Origin of the sequence: Moritella sp., from assembly GCF_013215705.1 — a bacterium.
Lineage (GTDB): Bacteria > Pseudomonadota > Gammaproteobacteria > Enterobacterales > Moritellaceae > Moritella.
In genome coordinates this window covers 128,377-150,414 of record NZ_JABSQR010000012.1, presented here as the reverse complement: position 1 = coordinate 150,414, position 22,038 = coordinate 128,377, and the positions used below count along the sequence as shown (strand labels likewise).

Here is a 22,038-nt window from a genome sequence, read left to right as displayed (position 1 = left end):
GTAGTGAAACGTAATAACGCCGATGGTAGTGTGGGGTTTCCCCATGTGAGAGTAGGGCATCGCCAAGCGCCAAATTACTATGTATTTAGACCTAGTCTGAGTAGATATTATTTAAGACGTAGTCTTAAATAGACAGTTTTAGGGGTGTAGCTCCAACGGCAGAGCAGCGGATTCCAAATCCGCGTGATGGGAGTTCGAATCTCTCCACCCCTGCCAATTTCTTCTGTTAATCTTCATGATATGGTTATCCAATGAGTAATTTTTCACGTTATTACTTGCAGCAAATGGGTATCACATTATGGCAATGTCATAAGCCTGAACAATTTCCTCATCTCGCTAGTCAAGCTGAAAAAATAGCATTACCCAAACATTGCCAAATTTTAATTATCGCTAACGATAAACTTGCCCCACATAGCCAATTTATTAAACAAATTTTGCGTACGTTACAGTTTGAACTAAATCAAAGCCATATCATCACCGAAGAAGAGCTAAAGTATTATTACCAAACGCCGGAATGGATCTGGACGATTGGCTGTAAACAATCTGATCTTGCTGCAAAACAGCAACTATCATCACCTCATTTAGATGTACTGTTGCATTCTGCTCAAGCGAAAAAGCAGCTTTGGCAACAAATCGTCAGTTATATGCAATAACGAGTCTTTAATGCCAAAAATCATACCGCTAACACTTGAACATTTACCCTTAGTCCAAAAAGTTGAAACTGCGAGCCATGCATTTCCTTGGTCAGATAAGATCTTAGCCAGTAATTTTGGGGCTCGATACTTTAATTTTCTATTAGTGAAAGATGAGAAAATACTAGGTTATTACTTTGCTAACCAAGTGGCTGGAGAAGCAAGTCTGCTGAATATTGCCGTTGCGCCTGAGCATCAAGGTAAGGGTTACGGTAAGCTGCTTATTAACCACTTAATTAAAGAATGCCAACAGCAAGAGTTGTTTCAGTTGTGGCTAGAAGTTCGCGAGTCTAATCGAGGTGCTTACCAACTTTATTTAAACACTGGCTTTAATGAGGTCGATCGCCGCATTAATTATTATCCAGCGGCGAAAGGCAGAGAAGATGCGATTATGATGTGCTACATAGTCTAAAACAAGACATGGTGATTCTTTAGTCTTTTTGTAATAGGGAACGTCTATTGCTTGTATACTTATTCCTGATTAATGATTACTATCCGTGACGTATCATGCGTTAATTCTACTAATGGATAATCAGAGAAGCTAATGACCCAACATTTAGTAAACAGTTTCAGATCTAAATTTGCGGCACGTAAAACAACAACCGCAATTCGTTTTAAAGAACACGGTGAATGGCAAGATATCAACTGGTCTACGTTACTCGATAACTCAGATCGGGTAGCTAAAGCATTGTTGTTTCTTGGCTGTGAAGTGCAAGCTAAAGTCGGCATCTTGGCAAACAATCGTCCTGAATGGAGCTTTGCTGATTTAGGTATTTTAGCTGCGCGTTGTGTTACTGTTCCTATCTATCCTACCAATACCACAGCGCAAACTCGCTATATTGTTAAAAATGCAGATATCGATTATCTATTTGTCGGTGGTCAAGAACAGTTCGATAAAGCCCTTGAACTATTAGCAACGAATGACTTAAAGCTGATCATTGCGCTGACGGATGTTATAGACTTAAAAGGTGAATCAAATGCAATGTACTTTTCTGCTTTTATCCAGCAAGGCAATCAAGCATCCGATGCAGAATTTGAACAACGATTGACTGATGCGAATATGGACGATCTGGTTACCCTTATTTATACTTCTGGTACCACAGGGCAACCAAAAGGTGTCATGCTCGATTATACTAACTTTGCTGCTGCCTTCGCGAGTCATGACAAGATGATTGATGTATCAGAAACGGATACTTCAATCGCCTTCTTGCCGTTAAGCCACGTGCTCGAGCGTACTTGGTCTTTTTATCTAATGCATTGTGGTGCACAAAACGTGCATCTCGAAAATCCAAAATTGATTATTGATGTTATCGCTGAAGTTAAACCTACGCTATTAGTCGCAGTGCCACGTTTATACGAAAAAATATACAGTACTATTCATAGCCGATTAGAATCAGCATCGGCGGTTAAAAAGGCGCTGTTTGGCTGGGCGACTAAAGTCGGCTTAGCCCATTTTAAACTTGTTCATCGTAACCAACAGCCCTCTTTTTGGTTAGCTAGCCAGCATAAACTTGCTGACAGGCTTATCTTCTCTAAACTACGCGGCATTCTTGGTGGAAATACACGCTTTTTACCTTGTGGTGGTGCGAAAGTTGATCCGAATATAAACCAGTTCTTTCAGTCCATAGGCATTCAGATTCAAGCTGGTTATGGTATGACAGAAACCACGGCGACAGTATGTTGTCATCGTGGAACCGGCTATGACTTTAGCTCTATCGGTCTACCATTACCTGATATGGAAGTGAAAATCGGCGATGATAACGAGATATTAATACGCAGTGATACGGTAATGAAGGGTTATTACAACATGCCTGAAGAAACCGAAAAGAACTTTATTGATGGTTGGCTGAAAACCGGTGATGCAGGTAAGATTTTAGCCAATGGTGAAGTCGTCATGACGGAACGTATTAAAGAACTAATGAAAACATCAAATGGTAAATATATCGCACCACAGCTGGTTGAAGGCACATTAAATAAAGATCACTTTATTGATCAGGTTGCGATTTTTGCTGATTCACGTCATTTTGTGAGTGCGTTAATCGTGCCATCATTTGATGCATTAGAAGAATACGCCAACTCGATTAATTTACAGTTTTCAAGTAAAGCCGAACTGCTGCGTCATAGTCATATCGTTACTATGTTTGAAAAACGTTTACAAGATTTACAAAGTGAATTGGCTAACTTTGAAAAAGTAAAAAAATTCAAATTACTTAATCGTGAATTTTGTATGAAAAAAGGTGAGATCACACCGACACTTAAGTTACGTCGTAAAGTCATTGAAAGTGAATACAAAAAAGACATTGATGAAATGTATAACAGTGATAAAAAATGATCGTCAAGTAATCGCTAAGTATAGAAAAGGGAGCTAATTAGCTCCCTTTTTAGTCTTCACACTACGGCATTATGCTCGCAGGCATCGATGAAGGTTTACTTAAATTGTGTTTGTAGCGGTGGTAATACTTGTTTTTTACGGCTTACAACATTTGGTAAGTCGATAAGCTCGTCAACGAAGGTACCGCCAAGTGTTTCTGCTACTAACGCACTTTCTTCACTTTCGATTAAAGCGACAGAGTTTAGGTTAGTAATATCGGTGAGTAATACTAACGCGGTGTGGTAACCGTGCTCAGCTTTATATTTAACAAGTTCAGTTTGTAGTTCTGCTTTGCGTGACAGTGCGAGATCAATGTTAGTGATCTCTATTTGTGCAATTGAGAAGTCTTTGTCTCCAATGGTGTAAACTTTAAGATCACGTAAGATTAGTTCTTCAGAAGGCACTGCTGCAATGTCTGATTTCGCTGCAAATTGTGCGGTAACGAATGCATCAATATCATCAATACCAGCAATTTTAGCCAGTTCGTGTGCGGCATCAATATCGATTTGTGTACAGGTCGGAGAGTTGAAGTGTACTGTGTCACTTAAGATTGCACCTAACATCATCACTGCAACTTTCTGGTCGATGTCGATGTTGTTGATCTTGTACATGTTGTAAACAATCGTATTTGAACAGCCGCAAGGCCAGATCCATGCTTCAAGTTGCTCATCTGTTTCGAAGTCACCGAGTTTGTGGTGATCAACGATACCGCGAATTGTAGCTTGGCGAGCATCTTTTGGTGCTTGGTTGAAGTCAGAGTAATCAATGATCCAAACTTCTTCACCAGCAATTGATGTACGGATTTCAGGGCACGCTAGACCAGCTTGTTCAAGCAGGAAAAGACCTTCTGCATTTGGTTCGCCTTGCATAATAGGTGTTACTGTTTTGCCATCGCGTTTTGTTAAAAATGCAGATAGAGAGATTGAGCCTGCTAAGCTGTCACAATCAGGGTTTGTGTGTCCTAGTACTAACATCATTGCTTCCAAATTAATTATAGGTTTATGGATTAATGAACATAATAGTGATCTCGGTTAAGCTGTGCAACCTTATCTGCTCGATCTCGGCATTATTTCCACGGATTATTTACGTTTTTCTATCGACTATTATTCATTAATTAAGTATAACATCGAATCTTTAATGTGATCATGAACACATATTATGGCAATTAGTCGGTAATTCTGATGTGAATCAAGCAAACGACTATTTTGTCGTGAAATGACGTGACCTTGATTGTATCTGTTACTAAGACGATTATAATTGCGTGATCTAATTAACACTTTAAGGCGGTATAATGCAGCATAGGGCTCATCTTTTTTCGTTACGTATTGCCCATGCTTTACGTGAGTCGTTTAGTCGTTCTGATTATAACTCGGCTAAATTCGGAAAAGATCTATTAGCGGGTATCACAGTTGGTATCATTGCTATTCCTTTAGCGATGGCGCTTGCTATTGCGAGTGGTGTTGCACCTCAATATGGACTTTATACGGCAATTATCGGTGGTATTGTGATTGCAATATCGGGTGGTAGTCGCTATAGCATTTCAGGACCCACTGCGGCTTTTGTTGTTATCCTCTATCCCATTGTTCAGCAGTATGGTTTTGGCGGTTTATTATTAGCAACGATAATGTCGGGGTTGATCTTAGTCATCATGGCAGTATTACGTCTTGGGCGTTTTATTGAGTATATCCCAGATGCTGTAACCCTCGGTTTTACCGGTGGTATTGCGGTGGTTATTGCAACATTGCAGGTGAAAGATTTTTTTGGTCTTCCTGTCGAGTCTTTACCGGAACATTATTGGGATAAACTGGCTGTATTAGCCAATGCATTGCCTTATTTACATTTACCGAGTTTTGCAGTTGCGGCGTTTACGCTTGTTATCATGCTGGTTTGGCCTAAATTTAAAACCGTGGTACCGGCTCATTTACCTGCGGTTATCCTCGGCAGTTTATTGGCTGTGGTATTAAATGATTGGGGGATGGATATTGCTACTATTGGTAGTCGCTTCCATTATTTATTACCTGACGGTACTCAAGGTGCAGGTATTCCACCCTATTTACCTTCTTTCGAGTGGCCGTGGTTACAAGCCGGTGCGAATGGACAACCGCTAGTACTGAGCTGGAAGTTAATTTCTGATCTATTACCTGCGGCATTTGCGATTGCCATGTTAGGCGCAATCGAATCCTTACTGTGTGCAGTAGTGCTGGATGGCATGACAGGTAAACGCCATAGTGCGAATAGTGAATTACTCGGTCAAGGCATTGGTAATATTGTGGTGCCATTTTTTGGTGGCATTACCGCGACGGCCGCGATTGCTCGCTCTGCTGCGAATGTTAAAGCCGGCGCGCAAACACCGATATCAGCTATTATTCACGGTTTAGTGGTGTTGGCGAGTTTAGTGTTACTAGCACCATTACTGGCTTATTTACCTATGTCTTCGATGGCCGCGTTATTACTCGTTGTGGCTTGGAATATGAGCGAAGCGGGCAAAGCATTACACTTATTAAAGACCGCGCCGAAGAGTGACCTTTGGGTTTTCGCCATTTGTTTTTCGTTTACTATTGTGTTTGATATGGTATTGGCAATTACAGCTGGCATCTTGTTAGCAGCGGTATTGTTCATGAAAGAAATTGCAGAAATGGTTAAAGTCACCGATATTACCGATAATAAACGGCTTATAACCACTAAAATTCCGGCTGGTTGGCGGGTATTTAAAATTAACGGACCATTATTTTTTGCGGCTGCCGATCGCGTATTTTCAGAGTTAGCGGATAAAACCAATGAGGTTGATGGTTTTGTGCTGTATTTAGATGCTGTGCCATTACTCGATGCTGGCGGGCTAGCCGCTATGGAGCAATTCATTAATCAGTGTAAGATCTACAATACCCAAGTGATATTTTGTGATCTGCAATTTCAACCATTAAAAACGTTAGCCAGAGCGGGTGTGCAGCCTATTGGCGGCGTGACCTCTTTTAGTCCGACATTACATGAAGCATTAACTGAAATTGCCAATTATTAATTGCAGCTCGACCTTGTGTCTTACTGTGATTTCAGCGAAAATAGCGCCCATTAGATCTAACCCAATGAGAAGACTCATTCATGTCAAATAGCATTCTTGAGCAAGAGGTGTCGAAAAGACGTACTTTTGCGATTATCTCGCATCCCGATGCTGGTAAAACAACGATTACCGAAAAAGTATTATTATTCGGCAACGCCTTACAAAAAGCCGGTACTGTGAAAGGTAAAAAATCAGGTCAGCATGCTAAATCTGACTGGATGGAAATGGAAAAAGAACGTGGTATTTCGGTAACCACCTCGGTCATGCAGTTCCCGTATCGTGACCGGTTAATTAACTTACTGGATACGCCTGGACATGAAGATTTCTCGGAAGATACTTACCGTACCCTAACCGCTGTCGACTCATGCTTAATGGTCATTGACTCGGCCAAAGGCGTAGAAACACGTACCGTAAAATTGATGGAAGTAACACGCTTGCGTGATACACCAATTATTACCTTCATGAATAAAATTGACCGTGATATTCGCGATCCAATTGATTTGATGGATGAAGTTGAAGAAGTATTAAAAATTGCATGTGCACCCATTACTTGGCCGATCGGCATGGGCAAAGAACTAAAAGGTGTTTACCACATTCTACGTGATGAAGTGATCATGTATAACTCTGGTCAGGGTCATATGATCCAAGACAGTCGTGTGATTAAAGGCATTAACAACCCAGAACTTGACGAAGCACTCGGCGATTACGCTGAGCAATTACGTGAAGAGATGGAGCTTGTTCAAGGCGCGGCAAATAAATTCGATTATGAATTATTTATGGCGGGTGAATTAACGCCGGTATACTTTGGTACCGCGCTCGGTAACTTTGGTGTTGATCATGTACTTGATGGTTTAATCGAGTGGGCACCTAAGCCGCAACCTCGTGTAACAGATCAACGTACAGTTAAGCCAAATGAAGATGACTTCTCTGGTTTCATCTTTAAGATCCAGGCGAATATGGATCCAAAACACCGTGACCGTATTGCTTTCATGCGCGTTTGCTCTGGAAAATACAGCAAAGGCATGAAAATGAAGCATGTACGTTTAAATAAAGATGTCAGCATTTCCGATGCGGTCACCTTTATGGCGGGTGATCGTACTCAAACTGAAGAAGCATATCCGGGTGATATTATTGGTCTACACAACCATGGTACGATCCAAATCGGTGATACGTTTACCCAAGGTGAGTTATTGAAATTTACTGGTATTCCTAACTTTGCGCCGGAAATGTTCCGTCGTATTCGTTTGAAAGATCCACTAAAGCAAAAGCAATTGCAAAAAGGTCTGATTCAGTTGTCTGAAGAAGGTGCCGTACAGGTGTTCCGTCCTCAACGCTCTAACGATTTGATCGTAGGCGCAGTTGGTGTACTGCAGTTTGATGTGGTGGTGCATCGCTTACGTAGTGAATATAAAGTGGATGCGATTTATGAAGGCATCAGCGTGGCGACTGCACGTTGGGTTGATTGTGAAGATCCACGTAAGTTAGAAGAGTTCAAAAAGAAAGCCTGGGACAATATTGCATTAGATGGTGGTAATAACTTAACCTATATTGCTCCGACTATGGTTAATTTACGCCTTGCACAAGAGCGTTATCCTGATATTATTTTCCGTGAGACTCGCGAGCACTAAGCGACAAATTTTACTGGATTTAGTCATAAACCTTACCTCTTTTGAGGTGAGGTTTTTTTTTGAGTAACATTTTATAATATTAACTTGTTTTTATTATCAAGTTTTAAGTTGTTGATTTTTATTTATTCTTTTTAAACGGTTAGATGTTTTTTGCTTTTTATGTGATTTAGATCGCATAAATTCTGATTTTAATTTTTAACTGTAGTATACTACGTCGGCCTTTTTATGTGGCTTCGCTCTTAAAAGAGTTTGAGCAAAAGACCACTAATTTTGCGCACGAAATACAATATGTGGAGCTATAATTTGATATAGCTTTATTCAAAGACCCGTCTACCTGAGGCCCGTGAATGTCTGATACATCACCCGTAGTACAATTTACTGATTTAAATTTACCTGAACCAATTTTACAAGTGTTGAATGATCTAGGTTATGAAGCACCTACGCCAATTCAAGCTGAATGTATTCCGTTACTACAGAACGGTGGTGATGTGCTAGGTATGGCACAGACTGGTACGGGCAAAACTGCTGCGTTTGCATTACCATTATTGAGTAACATTGATACTGCATTGACTAAACCACAGATATTGGTGCTAGCACCAACTCGTGAGTTAGCGATTCAAGTTGCTGAAGCATTCCAAACATACTCACGTCATATGCGTGGATTCCATGTGTTACCTATCTACGGTGGTCAAAGCTACCCGATTCAGCTAAAAGCACTTAAACGCAACCCACAAGTGATTGTTGGTACTCCTGGCCGTGTGATTGATCACATTAACCGTGGTACGCTTGATCTTTCTGGTATTAAAGCGTTAGTACTTGATGAAGCTGATGAAATGCTACGCATGGGCTTTATTGACGATGTAGAATCAATTCTGTCTAAAACACCTGCAGAACGTCAAATGGCGTTGTTCTCTGCAACTATGCCTGAAGAAATTCGTCGTATTACCAAACGTTTTATGACTAACCCAACTTCGGTTAAAATTGCAAATAAAACATCAACTGTTGAAAACATTGAACAAAAATGTTTAATCATTGGTGGTTTACAGGCAAAACTTGACGGCCTAACACGTATTCTTGAAACTGAAGACTACGATGGCGTGATCATCTTTGCTCGTACTAAAACAATGACTGTTGAACTAGCTGAGAAATTAGAAGCACGCGGTTATTCTGCTGCTGCACTAAACGGTGACTTAAACCAAGCAATGCGTGAGCGCACTGTAAGTCGTCTGAAAAGTGGCCAGTTAGATATTGTTATCGCAACTGACGTTGCGGCACGTGGTCTTGACGTTCCTCGTATTGACCTCGTAATTAACTACGATATCCCAACTGATACAGAATCATACGTTCACCGTATTGGCCGTACAGGCCGTGCTGGACGTAAAGGTACTGCAATCTTATTTGCAGCACCACGCGAACGTCGCTTATTAAAAGCGATTGAACGTGCTACACGTCAGCCATTAACTATGATGGATCTGCCTTCACGTGATGATGTGACGAAAAAACGTATTTCATCATTCCGTGATCAGTTATCTGAACTTTCTTCTGGTAAAGAAAATCTAGATTTCTACAAAAACTTAGTTGGTCAACTTTCTGAAGAGTTAGAACTAAGCGAATTAGATCTTGCATCTGCGTTATTATTTATGGCTCAGAAAGAAAAACCATTAGTATTACCACCAGAAGCGCCACGTCGTGAACGTAGCTTCCGTGATGATGACCGTGGTGATCGTGGCCGTGATCGCAACGATCGTGGCGACCGTGGCGAACGCCGTGATCGTGGTGACCGTCCTGAACGTGGCGAACGTGGTGAGCGTCGTCCAGCTGCAGAAATGGAAGTTTTCCGTATTGAAGTTGGTCGTAATGATGGTGTTCAAGTTAAGAACATCGTTGGCGCTATTGCTAATGAAGCGAATATCAACAGCCGTAACATCGGCGGTATCCGTCTACATGATGACTACTCAACAATTGAATTACCAAAAGGTATGCCAAGCGAGCAGTTACAACAACTACAACAAGTTTATGTTTGTAACAAAGCATTACGCATGAGCAAACTTGAAGGTGTTGCAGCTGAAGGTCGTCAAGAACGCAGCAGCGCGCCACGTAGTAACGATCGTCCAGCACGTGACAATGATCGCGGACATCGTGGTCAACGCCGTGATTCTACTGGTGGTGGCGAACGTCGTGAATCTACTGGTGGCGAAGAACGTCGTCCACGTCGTCCACGTCGTGACTAATTAACTCGTTAACAATTAATAGTTAATAGTTAAATATATGAAAAGGAGCGCTTGCGCTCCTTTTTTGCATCTGGGATATTAATACTCATCACATTGCATAAATAATTGTTTGTCTAATGTAATGAGTACTTAGGCATCAATACTTAGGTATAAATAAGTCACATCTCTTCAATTAATTTATAGGATTTCTTCTTGTGAAAATGGACCTCTCGACCACTGCGCCCGTTGCGATGAAGCAAGCGCATTCAATGACTATTCATCAGCATACTCGCCAAGACGACTATTTTTGGTTACGTGATGATGAACGTAAAAACAAGCAAGTGTTAAGCTATTTAGAGCAAGAAAATAACTATACCCAAGCGGTGTTATCACCGTTAGCGTCATTACAAACTGAGCTTTATGATGAAATGGTGGCGCGAGTAAAACAAGACGATGCCTCTGTGCCGTATTTGAAGAAAGGTTATTGGTATCAAACTCGTTTTTCGGAAGGTAAGGAATATCCAGTATATAGCTGGCGAAAGGATAATGCCGACGCCCAGTGGCAAGTATTACTCGATGCCAATGAACGTGCTAAAGACCATGAGTACTATCAGTTAGGTGAATTAGCAATAAGCCCAAACCATCAAGTCTTAGCTTTTTCTGAAGATACCGTGAGTCGTCGTCAATATCGTTTACGTTTCCTTAATCTTGATACCGGTAAAGCGTACCCGGAAGAAATTGAAGATACTGAATCTGTAGTATGGGCGAATGACAGTAAAACGTTATTTTATGTAAAAAAACACCCAACCACATTATTGCCTTATCAAGTTTATCGCCATCAACTTGGTACCGACATCAGCACTGATGTACTGGTTTATGAAGAGTTGGACGATACTTTTTACACTGACATTTATAAATCGACCTCTGATGATTACATCATGTTGTCATTAAGCAGCACCATGACGTCTGAGGTACATGCATTACCTGCGGATAAGCCGACAGAAGCGTTTACGCTTCTGCTTGGTCGCGAACGTGGTCATGAATATAGCGTTGATCATTATCGTCAGCAGTTTTATATTCGCAGTAACAAAACGGGTAAAAACTTTGCATTGATGTCAGCTACATTAGCGACAATCGCCGATACGCAACAATGGCAAACCATTATTCCAGCGCGTGAGCAGGTGTTATTAGAAAGTTATGAGCTGTTCCGTGATTGGCTCGTTGTTGAAGAGCGTGAGCAAGGTTTAACGTTTTTACGTCAAATTAACTGGCAAACCAATGCAGAGAAAATCATTAAGTTTGATGATCCAACTTATACGGCCTGGTTAGGCACAAACCCTGATCCTGACACCGACAAATTACGTTATGGTTATTCAAGCTTAACCACACCAACCACAACCTATCAATTAAACCTCGATAGTGATGAACGCGAAGTATTAAAACAGCAAGCGGTGGTTGGTGATTTTTGTGCGCAAGCGTACCAGAGTGAACGCGTTTGGATAACGGCTGACGATGGCGCTAAGATCCCGGTATCTTTAGTATATAAAACCGCACTATTTTCAAAAACTAGCGCCAATCCAATACTACAATATGCTTATGGTTCTTATGGCTCGAGTATCGACCCGTACTTTAGCGCTTCGCTCCTGAGTTTACTCGACCGTGGTTTTGTTTATGCCATTGCCCATATCCGTGGTGGCGAAGAGTTAGGGCGTGATTGGTATGAAAACGGTAAACTACTGAAAAAAATGAATACCTTTACGGATTTCACCGCTGTGACCAAAGGTTTAATCGCACAAGGTTATGCTGATCCTAAGCGAGTCTATGCGATGGGTGGTTCGGCTGGCGGCCTATTGATGGGGACAGTGATAAACATAGCCCCTGAGTTATATCACGGTGTCGTTGCTGCAGTACCCTTTGTTGATGTAGTCAGTACTATGCTTGATGAGTCTATTCCACTGACAACGGGTGAATATGACGAGTGGGGCAATCCTAATGAGGAAGCGTATTATCATTATATGTTGTCATACAGCCCTTATGATCAGGTCATCGCCCAAGCGTATCCACATTTATTGGTGACAACAGGATTGCATGATTCACAAGTACAATATTGGGAACCGGCAAAGTGGGTAGCGAAGCTGCGTGAATTAAAAACCGATGCCAATGTATTGTTGCTGCATACGGATATGGACACTGGTCACGGTGGTAAATCAGGTCGCTTCCAGCATTATCATGATACCGCGAAAGAATATGCTTTCATGCTGGATCTCGCTAAGTGTACAGCGCTGTAACATAAATCATGAGCAAGTGATCTAAGCCGCTATTAGTGACTTAGATCACTTGCTCTAGATTATCAACTCAGGCTATATTGCTATTTGTAACAGCGTTTAACGTGGCATTGGCATGACCCGATTACGGCCAAGACGTTTTGCTTCATATAGCTGCAGATCGGCTCGCGTTAGAATCTCATGACTGGTATCACGCGGTTTATTCTCACTCACCCCGATAGAAACAGTGATATTATCAATAACTTTACCTGTTCTTTTGTCTCGAATACTTAAACGTTCAATCGCACGGCGAATAGATTCGGCATTCTGACGGGCTGTGGTAAAGGTTTTATTGGGCAAGATAAGTACAAACTCTTCGCCACCATAGCGAAACACTTGCTCACCTTCTTGGCAACTGTCGGCAATACGTTTGGCGATAGCTTTTAATACTTGGTCTCCGAGTTGGTGGCCGAAATCATCGTTAAAGGCTTTAAAGTTATCGATATCGACCATTAAGAGCGAAAAATTACGGTTTAAACTTGGGTTGCTGCAAAACGTTTCAATTTCTTTACTAAATACCCGGCGATTAAGCAGCCCTGTTAGGCTATCGTGCATGGCATCATGTTGGGTTTCTAATAAGGTTTCACGTAATTGTGCAATTTCGGCTTGCGCTTCGTGTAGTTGGCTTCTGAAATGGCGTGTTGATGAGCGTACATCATGGGATTCTTTTACTAGCTCACGGACGGCAGATAATGTTTTTTCGATCGAAAATCCATCTTCTTCAACACAAGATAATTCGTTCAAACATTTATTCAACATCCGATCAAATTCATTGGTATCATTCAGGGTATCGTGTAATGAGCTACTCAATTCATTGGTCATCGAATCGAGTTCACTGCGTAATTGGGTGAGCTCTTGTTCGCGTTTATCAACAATAAAGCGTTGGTAGAGTTCTTCACTCGCCGCTGGTGTACAAGTGCCGTGTAGGGCAATTTTATCATCCAGCTGCTTTTTTAATGCACTATTATTATCAGAAACATAGTGATACCACAGTGCGTAGTTGGTTGGCGTCGTTGGAATCTGATACTGGATCATCAGCGGCATGGCTTTTTTAAAATATTGAGCAGATAAAGCAAAGAGTTTTTTCGACATGCAGCTTTCCATAGGGGTTCTTAACGGATGATTAACCCTGCTATTAAATCAAATTATGCACCAAGTTACACTATATCTTTATGTCACAATTTTATATGCACCATGAAAGAAGGGCTGAATATATCGTGAAAGAGCTAACCGACAGTCACTGCCATTTAGATTTCGCCGACTTTAATACCGATCTAATCGCGGTCTTAAACCGAGCGAGGGATAAGGGCGTTCAACACTTTTTGGTGCCTGGTATTGGCGCGCATAATTGGCAGGCTGTTTTGGCGCTGGCCAATCAGCATGATGGTGTTTATCCGGCATTAGGTATCCATCCGTATTTTCTGGCAGACTTCGACATCAGCCATTTGCAATTACTTGATGAATATTTAGCAACAGAGCAAGATATTGTTGCTGTTGGTGAGTTTGGGCTAGATAAAGCGGTCGATTTTCCGTTCGAACAACAATTGCAAATTTGTAAGCAGCAACTATTGTTAGCTAAGCAATATGATTTACCGGTTATTTTACATTGCCGTAAAGCCCATAACGAATTAATTCAATTACTACAGCAGGCTAAATTACCCCGTGGTGGCGTGATCCACGGTTTTAGTGGTAGTAGTCAATTGGGTATGCAATATATAAAATTGGGGTTTAAATTGGGGATTGGCGGGGTGATCACCTATCCAAGGGCGGCTAAAACGCGGCAAGCAGTCAGTGAATTACCGCTATCGTCATTATTGTTGGAAACAGACTCGCCAGATATGCCTATATCAGGCTATCAAGGACGTCGTAATGAACCTGAAAATATTGCAAAAGTGTTACAGACGTTGATTGAATTACGACAAGAACCGGCAGAATTAATTGCAAAAACCAATCTTCGTACATTTACCGAGCTGTTTTTGTCGTAAATTGATTCAAATTGTAAATAACCGCACTTTTTTGAAACTTTTTATGGCGGTCTGATCTCAAGTATTTAACAAGTGACCAATAACAGTTATAATCGCGCCAATTATGATAATCAATGATAAAATCGTAAATTTACTATTCATTACAATTCTATCTACTATTTTGATTGTGACATAAATACACAAAAACACTTCTGAAGCGAAACTTGGAGATTATTCCTGATGAATTTTGTAATGGGTATTGTAGGCGTTTTCGTTCTACTCGGCTTAGCTGTACTGTTATCTGATAACAGAAAAGCGATTAACCTTCGCACTGTTGGTGGCGCATTTGCTATCCAGGTTGCTATTGGTGCCTTTATTTTGTACGTTCCACTTGGTAAAGATTTACTGCAAGGTCTTTCTACCGGTGTTGCTAACGTCATTGCTTATGGTAATGAAGGTATTCAATTCTTATTTGGTGACTTGGCCAGATTCAAACTTGGTTTCATTTTTGCAATCAACGTATTACCAGTAATCGTATTCTTCTCATCATTAATCGCTGTTTTATACTATATCGGTGTAATGAGTGTGGTAATTAACTTTATCGGTGGTGGCTTACAGAAATTATTAGGAACAAGTCGTTCAGAATCACTGTCTGCAACAGCAAATATCTTTGTTGGTCAAACTGAAGCACCACTGGTGGTGCGTCCGTTTATTAAATCAATGACTAAATCAGAGCTATTCGCTGTGATGGTGGGTGGTCTTGCTTCTATCGCGGGATCAGTACTGGCGGGTTATGCTGGTCTTGGTATTAAAATTGAGTACTTGGTTGCAGCGTCATTCATGGCGGCACCGGGTGGTCTATTAATGGCTAAAATCATTAAACCAGAAACAGAAACACCAAAATCGACGTTAGATGATCTTGATGATTCTGATGAAGAAAAACCAGCAAACGTACTAGACGCTGCTGCTGCAGGTGCATCTTCGGGTATGATGTTAGCACTTAACGTGGGTGCGATGTTAATCGCATTCGTTGGTCTAATCGCATTAGCAAATGGTATCACAGGTGGAATCGGTGCTTGGTTCGATATGCCAGAGCTAACGATCCAAATGATCTTAGGTTGGGTTTTCTCGCCATTAGCATTCGTAATCGGTGTGCCATGGCATGAAGCGGTTGCGGCTGGTAGCTTCATCGGCCAAAAATTGGTGGTGAATGAGTTTGTTGCTTTCCTAGACTTCGTTAACTACATTAAAAATAACGAATTGTCGGATCATACACAAATAATCATCTCATTTGCACTGTGTGGTTTTGCTAACTTCTCATCGATTGCCATTTTACTGGGTGGTTTAGGTAGCTTAGCACCGACACGTCGTGCCGATATTGCCAGCATGGGGATAAAAGCGGTACTTGCTGCTTCTCTCGCTAACTTAATGAGTGCTGCATTAGCGGGTCTGTTCTTAGCTTAAGACTGTTAGTTTAAAATAATGATAATTTGTACACCGTTGTTATGACGGTTATAAAATAATAGATGCCTCCAAATTGTTTAATAGACAGTTTGGGGGCATTTTTTTTGAGCGGCATAAATCTTTATTTTTTATAATCCGATTTATTATCGAGAGCGCCATAAATAGGCTATTTCGACAACCCTATATTTAATAAGTTGCTTTATGGTTATATATATTCTCGTTGTGAGAGGTAGGTCGTTTCTGCAGGGGGTTATTGCTTGATTTTCTTGTCGTTGGGCGTAACCTTAATTGAGTATTTAGACTAATTGTACACGATGTACTTTTGGTGTTTTTCGTTCAATACCACGGACTCTTTGACCTAGGATAAAGGTGATAGATAAGTCGTATTAGCGCGGTTATAGGGATGTTAATTGATAGTTATACCCAAGCTACTTCTTATCGCGGATTTGAAGTGATTTGGGTATATATCAAGTCTTCACGGAACCAAGTCCGCATAGTTATTCTTAATGGATATTGCCTTAAAAATAGTTATGTCGAGAGTTAGATTAATTGTTGTATTAGTCATTAGATTCATCACCAATTTAGCTGCAGTTACACACTTCTATTTATTAAAATAATGCCTGAATAGCTACCGCTAGCAATTAACATTAATTGCTATGATTTCACTATTGAAGAACGCTTTAACAGCGAAAATTGGAGATTGTTCCTGATGAATTTTATTATGGGTATTGTAGGCGTATTTGTCCTACTCGGTTTGGCGGTACTGTTATCTGATAACAGAAAAGCAATTAACCTTCGCACTGTTGGTGGTGCATTTGCTATCCAGGTCGTTATTGGTGCCTTTATTTTGTACGTTCCTTTCGGTAAAGAGTTACTGCAAGGTTTATCAACGGGTGTCGCAAACGTCATTGCTTATGGTAATGAAGGTATTCAATTCTTATTTGGTGACTTAGCCAGATTCAAACTTGGTTTTATCTTTGCGATTAACGTATTGCCCGTTATCGTGTTCTTCTCTTCACTGATTGCGGTATTATATTATATAGGTGTGATGAGCGTAGTGATCAACTTTGTTGGTGGCGGTCTACAAAAATTTCTCGGTACGAGCCGCTCAGAATCACTTTCTGCAACAGCAAATATCTTTGTTGGTCAAACTGAAGCGCCATTGGTGGTGCGTCCGTTTATTAAATCAATGACTAAATCAGAGCTATTTGCGGTGATGGTAGGTGGTCTGGCTTCAATCGCTGGTTCAGTATTAGCGGGTTACGCTGGTTTGGGTATTAAAATTGAGTACTTGGTTGCAGCGTCATTCATGGCCGCACCGGGTGGTTTATTAATGGCTAAAATCATTAAACCGGAAACAGAAACACCAAAAATAACGCTTGATGATCTTGATGATAGCGATGAAGACAAACCAGCAAACGTACTAGACGCAGCAGCTGCGGGTGCTTCTTCAGGTATGATGTTAGCGCTTAACGTGGGTGCCATGTTAATTGCATTCGTTGGCTTGATTGCATTAGCAAATGGTATCACAGGTGGTATCGGTGCTTGGTTCGATATGCCTGAATTAACGATTCAAATGATCTTAGGTTGGATCTTCTCACCATTGGCATTCGTAATCGGTGTGCCATGGCATGAAGCGGTTGCGGCGGGTAGTTTCATCGGTCAAAAACTGGTGGTGAATGAGTTTGTTGCTTTCCTCGACTTCGTTAGCTACATTAAAAACAACGAACTATCTGAGCATACACAAATCATCATCTCATTTGCACTGTGTGGTTTTGCTAACTTCTCATCGATTGCTATTTTACTGGGTGGTTTAGGTAGCTTAGCACCGACACGTCGTGCCGATATTGCCAGCATGGGGATAAAAGCGGTACTTGCTGCTTCTCTCGCTAACTTAATGAGTGCTGCACTCGCGGGTTTATTCTTAGCTTAATACTGTTAGCTAAAAGTACGACATGTTATAACTGTTGTCATGATGGTTATAACATAACAGATGCCTCCAGGTGGTTTTATTGACAGCTGGGGGCATTTTTTTGGATAATATAAAAGCTCATTTTATAACCTTATATTCAATAAAAAATAAGCTTACCTAGCCATACATTTAATATATTGTTTTATTGTTGTTTATTTGCACGTTGTGAGAAGTAGGTCGGTTATGATTATATTTATTGCTTGATTTATTTGTCACTTAGCGTAACTTTGGTTATGTAGTTTAAACTAATAGTACATGAAGTACTGTTGGTGTTTTTCGTTCGATACGCCTTACCTTTTAAGCTTAAGATAAGCCTAGGTCAGACGTATCAGCGCGGTTACAAGGATGTTAATTGATAGTCATATCAAGTCTTCACGGAACCAAGTCCGCATAGTTATTCTTCATGGATATTTGTCATAAAGATAGTTATGTTGATAGTTAGATTAATGTTTATTTTAATATTTATATTGATAGGAAATGTTAATCGTTAATACGTCATCCATTTAACTTAGGTCGTTACCTTAGGTTAAACACGTCTTTATTAGAATAATGCCAGAATAGCTACCGCTAGCAATAACATTCATTGCTATGATTTTCTATTGTTTTATAAAAATTGATTTATAAAACATTGGCTTGTAAAAAAATATAAGTTCGGAGACTTAATATGAGTAACTTTAAAGTAGCAGCGCAACGTGCATTAAGCATGATGGATCTAACGACGCTTAATGATGATGACACCGATGCGAAAGTCATTGAACTGTGTCATAAAGCAAAAAGCGCTGCTGGTAATACTGCTGCTGTGTGTATCTACCCTCGCTTTGTGCCTATCGCCCGTAAAACACTGAATGCCATTGGTGCTGACACCGTAAAAATTGCTACAGTAACCAATTTCCCACACGGTAACGATGATGTTGCTATCGCAGTGGCAGAAACTAAAGCCGCGGTTGCCTACGGCGCTGATGAAGTTGACGTGGTATTCCCATACCGCGCCTTAATGGCTGGTAATGCCGACGTTGGTTTTGAACTTGTTAAAGCCTGTAAAGCGGCATGCCCTGCTAACGTACAGCTTAAAGTTATCGTTGAAACTGGCGAACTTAAGACTGAAGCTCTAATTCGTCAAGCGAGCGAAATCGCAATTGATGCCGGTGCAGACTTCATTAAAACATCTACAGGTAAAGTGCCTGTAAATGCCACACTCGAATTTGCTAAGATCATGCTTACTGTGATCAGCGAGAAAAATACCGATGTTGGTTTTAAACCAGCTGGTGGTGTTAAAAATGCTGAACAAGCAGGTGAATACCTGGCTCTCGCAGAATCAATTCTAGGTCAAGACTGGGTTTCTCCAGCAAAATTCCGTTTCGGTGCTTCAAGTTTACTTGCTAACTTATTAGCTGAACTTGAATTAGCTGACAAACCAGCTGACAGCAGCGGTTACTAATTATCTAGTTCTCAGGCTCGAACATAGCAATATCCACAAACCAAGTGTTTGGTATTGATTAAGACCCATGTTGGTAATAACTGATAGGCTTAATCAATACAACATGTGCTTATTCGATCCTAACTTTCTGTATTTAAAGCTAAGCTTTTCCCTATTCAAGGAGTAGCTTTGTCCAATTAAAGGATTAGATAGTTATGTTTATACCGCAAGAAATTATTCGCCGTAAACGTAATGGTGAAGAATTAAGTCGTGCTGAAATTGAATATTTTGTTAATGGTATTGCTGATAACAGTATCTCGGAAGGACAAATTGCTGCCTTTGCAATGGCAACGTATTTTAATGACATGACCATGGATGAACGTATTGCGATCACCACGGCTATGCGTGATTCAGGTGAAGTATTAAATTGGGATGCGATGCAACTTAATGGCCCTATCGTTGATAAACATTCAACGGGTGGTGTTGGTGATGTTATTTCACTAATGCTTGGTCCTATGGTTGCGGCATGTGGTGGTTTTGTACCGATGATCTCAGGCCGTGGCCTAGGTCATACCGGTGGTACATTAGATAAACTGGATGCGATCCCGGGTTATCAAACCACCGTGGATAATGCGCAATTCCGTCAAGTAGTAAAAGACAGCGGGGTGGCGATTGTCGGTCAATCGGCAAACTTAGCCCCAGCCGATAAACGCTTCTACGGTATTCGCGATATTACCGCGACGGTAGAATCTATCTCGCTGATCACCGCGTCAATTTTATCGAAGAAACTCGCTGCTGGTCTTGATGCGCTAGTGATGGATGTTAAATCGGGCAGTGGTGCATTCATGCCAACCCATGAACAATCGGTTGAACTGGCTAAGAGCATTGTTTCGGTTGCTAATGGCGCCGGTTGTAAAACATCGGCATTAATTACGGACATGAACCAAGTATTGGCAAGCAGTGCCGGTAATGCGATTGAAGTACGTGAAGCAGTGCGGTTCCTAACGGGTGAATACCGCAATCCACGTTTGTTTGCTGTTACTATGGCGCTGAGTGTAGAAATGTTAGTATCAGCAAATCTGGCGACAAATGCGGATGATGCCCGTCATAAATTACAAGCTGTATTAGATAATGGTAAAGCCGCGGAATTATTTGGCGCTATGGTCACAGGTTTAGGTGGACCAGCAGATTTTGTTGACAACTATGACCTACACTTACCAAAAACAGACATTATTCGTCCCGTATTTGCAACGCAAAGTGGTTATCTAACCAAAATGGATACCCGTGGTTTCGGTATGGCCGTTGTTGCTATGGGAGGTGGCCGTCGGGTGGCGACAGATCAAATCGATTATGCGGTTGGTTTATCTGATATTGCTGCTCTGGGTCAACAGTTAGATGCACACACACCCGTTGCTATGGTGCATGCTCGCAGTGAAGCACAGTTTGATGCCGCACAAGCAGAGATCTTGCAGTCAATCCATATTGGCGATACACAACCTGCAGCAAGCGCAGATGTTTATCAACAAATACGACTTTCCGATGTCTAACGTTTAGTGAGTATTTGCTGATTAATAATAGACAGACAAGTCGATAACGAACAGTACTGTTTATAACGAATAGTACTGTTTATAACGAATAGTACTGTTTATAAAGAATAGTGAATGGAAATAGGTTTAAATGATGAAACGTACAATTATATTAATGTTGGATTCATTGGGCATTGGTGCTTCGGCCGATGCGGATAAATTTGGTGATGTAGGCAGCAATACCTTTGGTCACATCGCCCAGTGGTGTGCTGATGGTAAAGCCAATGACGGTCGTGAAGGCCCGCTGCATATTCCTAACTTAACTAAACTTGGTCTTGCGCATGCATGCGGGGATAGTGTGGGTACATTCCCGGCTGGTTTAGATGCAAGTGCAGAGGTTATTGGCGCATACGGTTACGCACAAGAGATCTCAAGTGGTAAAGACACGCCAAGTGGCCACTGGGAAATTGCCGGTGTACCCGTACTGTTTGATTGGGGGTATTTCTCTGATACTGAAAACAGCTTCCCACAAGAATTACTGGATCAGTTAGTTGAACAAGCAGACTTACCGGGTTATTTAGGTAACTGCCATTCTTCTGGTACTGAGATCTTAGATCTGTTGGGCGCAGAGCACATGGCGTCTGGCAAACCAATTTTCTATACCTCGGCAGACAGCGTATTCCAAATTGCTTGTCACGAAGAAACCTTTGGTCTTGAGCGCTTACTTAAGTTATGCGAATTAGCCCGTGAATTATTAGAACCGTACAACATTGGTCGTGTTATTGCCCGTCCATTTATCGGTAATGATAAGAGCGATTTCGCCCGTACTGGTAATCGCCGTGATTATTCGGTATTACCGCCAGCGCCAACCTTACTTGATCGTATGGTTGAGTCGGGTGGTGAAGTGGTGAGTGTGGGTAAAATTGCCGATATTTATGCTCACCAAGGTATTACTAAAAAAGTCAAAGCTACGGGGCTGGAAGCGCTATTTGACCTGACGTTAGAGCAGGTTAAGCAAGCCGGTGATCAGACCATCGTATTCACTAACTTTGTTGATTTTGATTCATCATGGGGTCACCGCCGCGATGTCGCTGGTTATGCAAAAGGGCTAGAGTATTTTGATACGCGTTTACCTGAGTTATTAGCCATTCTAGATGAAGGTGATGTGCTGGTATTAACCGCCGATCACGGTTGTGATCCAACCGCGCCAGGTACGGACCATACCCGTGAACATATCCCCGTCATATTTTATGGTCACAATGTACCAAAAGGGCCACTGGGTTTACGTGAAACATTTGCCGATATTGGTCAGTCAATCGCGGCGTATCACGGGTTACCAAAACTTGATTACGGTACCAGTTTTTTATAAACACTGATGTTATAACAACCATGATTTTATATATCGGGCGGGTATT

15 protein-coding genes and 1 tRNA gene are annotated in these 22,038 nt (G+C 41.3%); 14 read left to right on the top strand and 2 right to left on the bottom strand.

The genetic code is table 11. From position 1 onward, the window contains the following. The first annotated feature begins 140 nt into the window (after positions 1-140). The 4 genes from HRT96_RS10105 to HRT96_RS10090 all read left to right on the top strand — a co-directional run bounded on the left by HRT96_RS10105 (position 141) and on the right by HRT96_RS10090 (position 3,024). Positions 141-216 (top strand) — tRNA-Trp (locus HRT96_RS10105). A gap of 35 nt (positions 217-251) precedes the next feature. Next, positions 252-653, top strand: a complete 402-nt coding sequence (locus HRT96_RS10100) for a DNA polymerase III subunit psi (RefSeq protein ID WP_293155806.1) — start codon at positions 252-254, stop codon at positions 651-653. 10 nt (positions 654-663) lie between these two features. Next, the gene (rimI, locus tag HRT96_RS10095) at positions 664-1,104 is read left to right on the top strand and encodes a ribosomal protein S18-alanine N-acetyltransferase (RefSeq protein ID WP_293155803.1); all 441 of its coding nucleotides are present in this window, start codon (positions 664-666) and stop codon (positions 1,102-1,104) included. Positions 1,105-1,236: 132 nt separating this feature from the next. Then, positions 1,237-3,024 (top strand): long-chain fatty acid--CoA ligase, encoded by a 1,788-nt coding sequence (locus HRT96_RS10090; RefSeq protein ID WP_293155800.1) that lies wholly within the window; start codon positions 1,237-1,239, stop codon positions 3,022-3,024. A gap of 95 nt (positions 3,025-3,119) precedes the next feature. Here HRT96_RS10090 and HRT96_RS10085 read toward each other — a convergent pair whose 3' ends face one another. Further along, the gene (locus HRT96_RS10085) at positions 3,120-4,037 is read right to left on the bottom strand and encodes a manganese-dependent inorganic pyrophosphatase (RefSeq protein ID WP_366051026.1); all 918 of its coding nucleotides are present in this window, start codon (positions 4,035-4,037) and stop codon (positions 3,120-3,122) included. 317 nt (positions 4,038-4,354) lie between these two features. Between HRT96_RS10085 and dauA the strand changes: the two genes are divergently transcribed. From dauA to HRT96_RS10065, 4 genes are all read left to right on the top strand, one after another. Next, complete coding sequence (gene dauA / locus HRT96_RS10080; RefSeq protein ID WP_293155797.1) at positions 4,355-6,079, top strand: C4-dicarboxylic acid transporter DauA; 1,725 nt, start codon at positions 4,355-4,357, stop codon at positions 6,077-6,079. Positions 6,080-6,159: 80 nt separating this feature from the next. After that, positions 6,160-7,746, top strand: a complete 1,587-nt coding sequence (prfC, locus tag HRT96_RS10075) for a peptide chain release factor 3 (RefSeq protein WP_293155794.1) — start codon at positions 6,160-6,162, stop codon at positions 7,744-7,746. Positions 7,747-8,093: 347 nt separating this feature from the next. Next, the gene (locus HRT96_RS10070; protein WP_293155791.1) at positions 8,094-9,977 is read left to right on the top strand and encodes a DEAD/DEAH box helicase; all 1,884 of its coding nucleotides are present in this window, start codon (positions 8,094-8,096) and stop codon (positions 9,975-9,977) included. A gap of 200 nt (positions 9,978-10,177) precedes the next feature. Continuing rightward, a complete protein-coding gene (locus HRT96_RS10065) occupies positions 10,178-12,244 on the top strand; it encodes a S9 family peptidase (protein ID WP_293155815.1) in 2,067 nt (688 codons plus the stop codon). Between the two features lie 96 nt (positions 12,245-12,340). Here the strand turns inward: HRT96_RS10065 and HRT96_RS10060 are convergent, their stop codons facing one another. Then, positions 12,341-13,372, bottom strand: coding sequence for a GGDEF domain-containing protein (locus HRT96_RS10060; RefSeq protein ID WP_293155788.1), 1,032 nt, complete (start codon positions 13,370-13,372; stop codon positions 12,341-12,343). Between the two features lie 80 nt (positions 13,373-13,452). Here HRT96_RS10060 and HRT96_RS10055 point away from each other — a divergent pair, with 80 nt between their 5' ends. The 6 genes from HRT96_RS10055 to HRT96_RS10030 all read left to right on the top strand — a co-directional run bounded on the left by HRT96_RS10055 (position 13,453) and on the right by HRT96_RS10030 (position 21,992). Continuing rightward, a complete protein-coding gene (locus tag HRT96_RS10055) occupies positions 13,453-14,265 on the top strand; it encodes a TatD family hydrolase (protein WP_293155785.1) in 813 nt (270 codons plus the stop codon). Positions 14,266-14,484: 219 nt separating this feature from the next. After that, positions 14,485-15,708, top strand: a complete 1,224-nt coding sequence (locus HRT96_RS10050) for a NupC/NupG family nucleoside CNT transporter (RefSeq protein ID WP_293155783.1) — start codon at positions 14,485-14,487, stop codon at positions 15,706-15,708. Positions 15,709-16,417: 709 nt separating this feature from the next. Next, on the top strand, positions 16,418-17,641 hold the full coding sequence (locus HRT96_RS10045) for a NupC/NupG family nucleoside CNT transporter (protein WP_293155781.1): 1,224 nt from the start codon (positions 16,418-16,420) through the stop codon (positions 17,639-17,641). Between the two features lie 703 nt (positions 17,642-18,344). Beyond that, positions 18,345-19,118, top strand: a complete 774-nt coding sequence (gene deoC / locus HRT96_RS10040) for a deoxyribose-phosphate aldolase (protein ID WP_293155778.1) — start codon at positions 18,345-18,347, stop codon at positions 19,116-19,118. A gap of 194 nt (positions 19,119-19,312) precedes the next feature. Continuing rightward, positions 19,313-20,644, top strand: coding sequence for a thymidine phosphorylase (gene deoA, locus HRT96_RS10035; RefSeq protein ID WP_293155775.1), 1,332 nt, complete (start codon positions 19,313-19,315; stop codon positions 20,642-20,644). Between the two features lie 133 nt (positions 20,645-20,777). Continuing rightward, positions 20,778-21,992, top strand: coding sequence for a phosphopentomutase (locus tag HRT96_RS10030; RefSeq protein ID WP_293155812.1), 1,215 nt, complete (start codon positions 20,778-20,780; stop codon positions 21,990-21,992). Positions 21,993-22,038 lie beyond the last annotated feature (46 nt).

Bases quoted from the DNA above. Each gene is read 5' to 3' on its own strand.
- HRT96_RS10100 (WP_293155806.1), top strand. From the start codon at position 252: ATGAGTAATTTTTCACGTTATTACTTGCAGCAAATGGGTATCACATTA.
- rimI (WP_293155803.1), top strand. From the start codon at position 664: ATGCCAAAAATCATACCGCTAACACTTGAACATTTACCCTTAGTCCAA.
- HRT96_RS10090 (WP_293155800.1), top strand. From the start codon at position 1,237: ATGACCCAACATTTAGTAAACAGTTTCAGATCTAAATTTGCGGCACGT.
- HRT96_RS10085 (WP_366051026.1), bottom strand. From the start codon at position 4,037: ATGTTAGTACTAGGACACACAAACCCTGATTGTGACAGCTTAGCAGGC.
- dauA (WP_293155797.1), top strand. From the start codon at position 4,355: ATGCAGCATAGGGCTCATCTTTTTTCGTTACGTATTGCCCATGCTTTA.
- prfC (WP_293155794.1), top strand. From the start codon at position 6,160: ATGTCAAATAGCATTCTTGAGCAAGAGGTGTCGAAAAGACGTACTTTT.
- HRT96_RS10070 (WP_293155791.1), top strand. From the start codon at position 8,094: ATGTCTGATACATCACCCGTAGTACAATTTACTGATTTAAATTTACCT.
- HRT96_RS10065 (WP_293155815.1), top strand. From the start codon at position 10,178: ATGGACCTCTCGACCACTGCGCCCGTTGCGATGAAGCAAGCGCATTCA.
- HRT96_RS10060 (WP_293155788.1), bottom strand. From the start codon at position 13,372: ATGTCGAAAAAACTCTTTGCTTTATCTGCTCAATATTTTAAAAAAGCC.
- HRT96_RS10055 (WP_293155785.1), top strand. From the start codon at position 13,453: ATGTCACAATTTTATATGCACCATGAAAGAAGGGCTGAATATATCGTG.
- HRT96_RS10050 (WP_293155783.1), top strand. From the start codon at position 14,485: ATGAATTTTGTAATGGGTATTGTAGGCGTTTTCGTTCTACTCGGCTTA.
- HRT96_RS10045 (WP_293155781.1), top strand. From the start codon at position 16,418: ATGAATTTTATTATGGGTATTGTAGGCGTATTTGTCCTACTCGGTTTG.
- deoC (WP_293155778.1), top strand. From the start codon at position 18,345: ATGAGTAACTTTAAAGTAGCAGCGCAACGTGCATTAAGCATGATGGAT.
- deoA (WP_293155775.1), top strand. From the start codon at position 19,313: ATGTTTATACCGCAAGAAATTATTCGCCGTAAACGTAATGGTGAAGAA.
- HRT96_RS10030 (WP_293155812.1), top strand. From the start codon at position 20,778: ATGAAACGTACAATTATATTAATGTTGGATTCATTGGGCATTGGTGCT.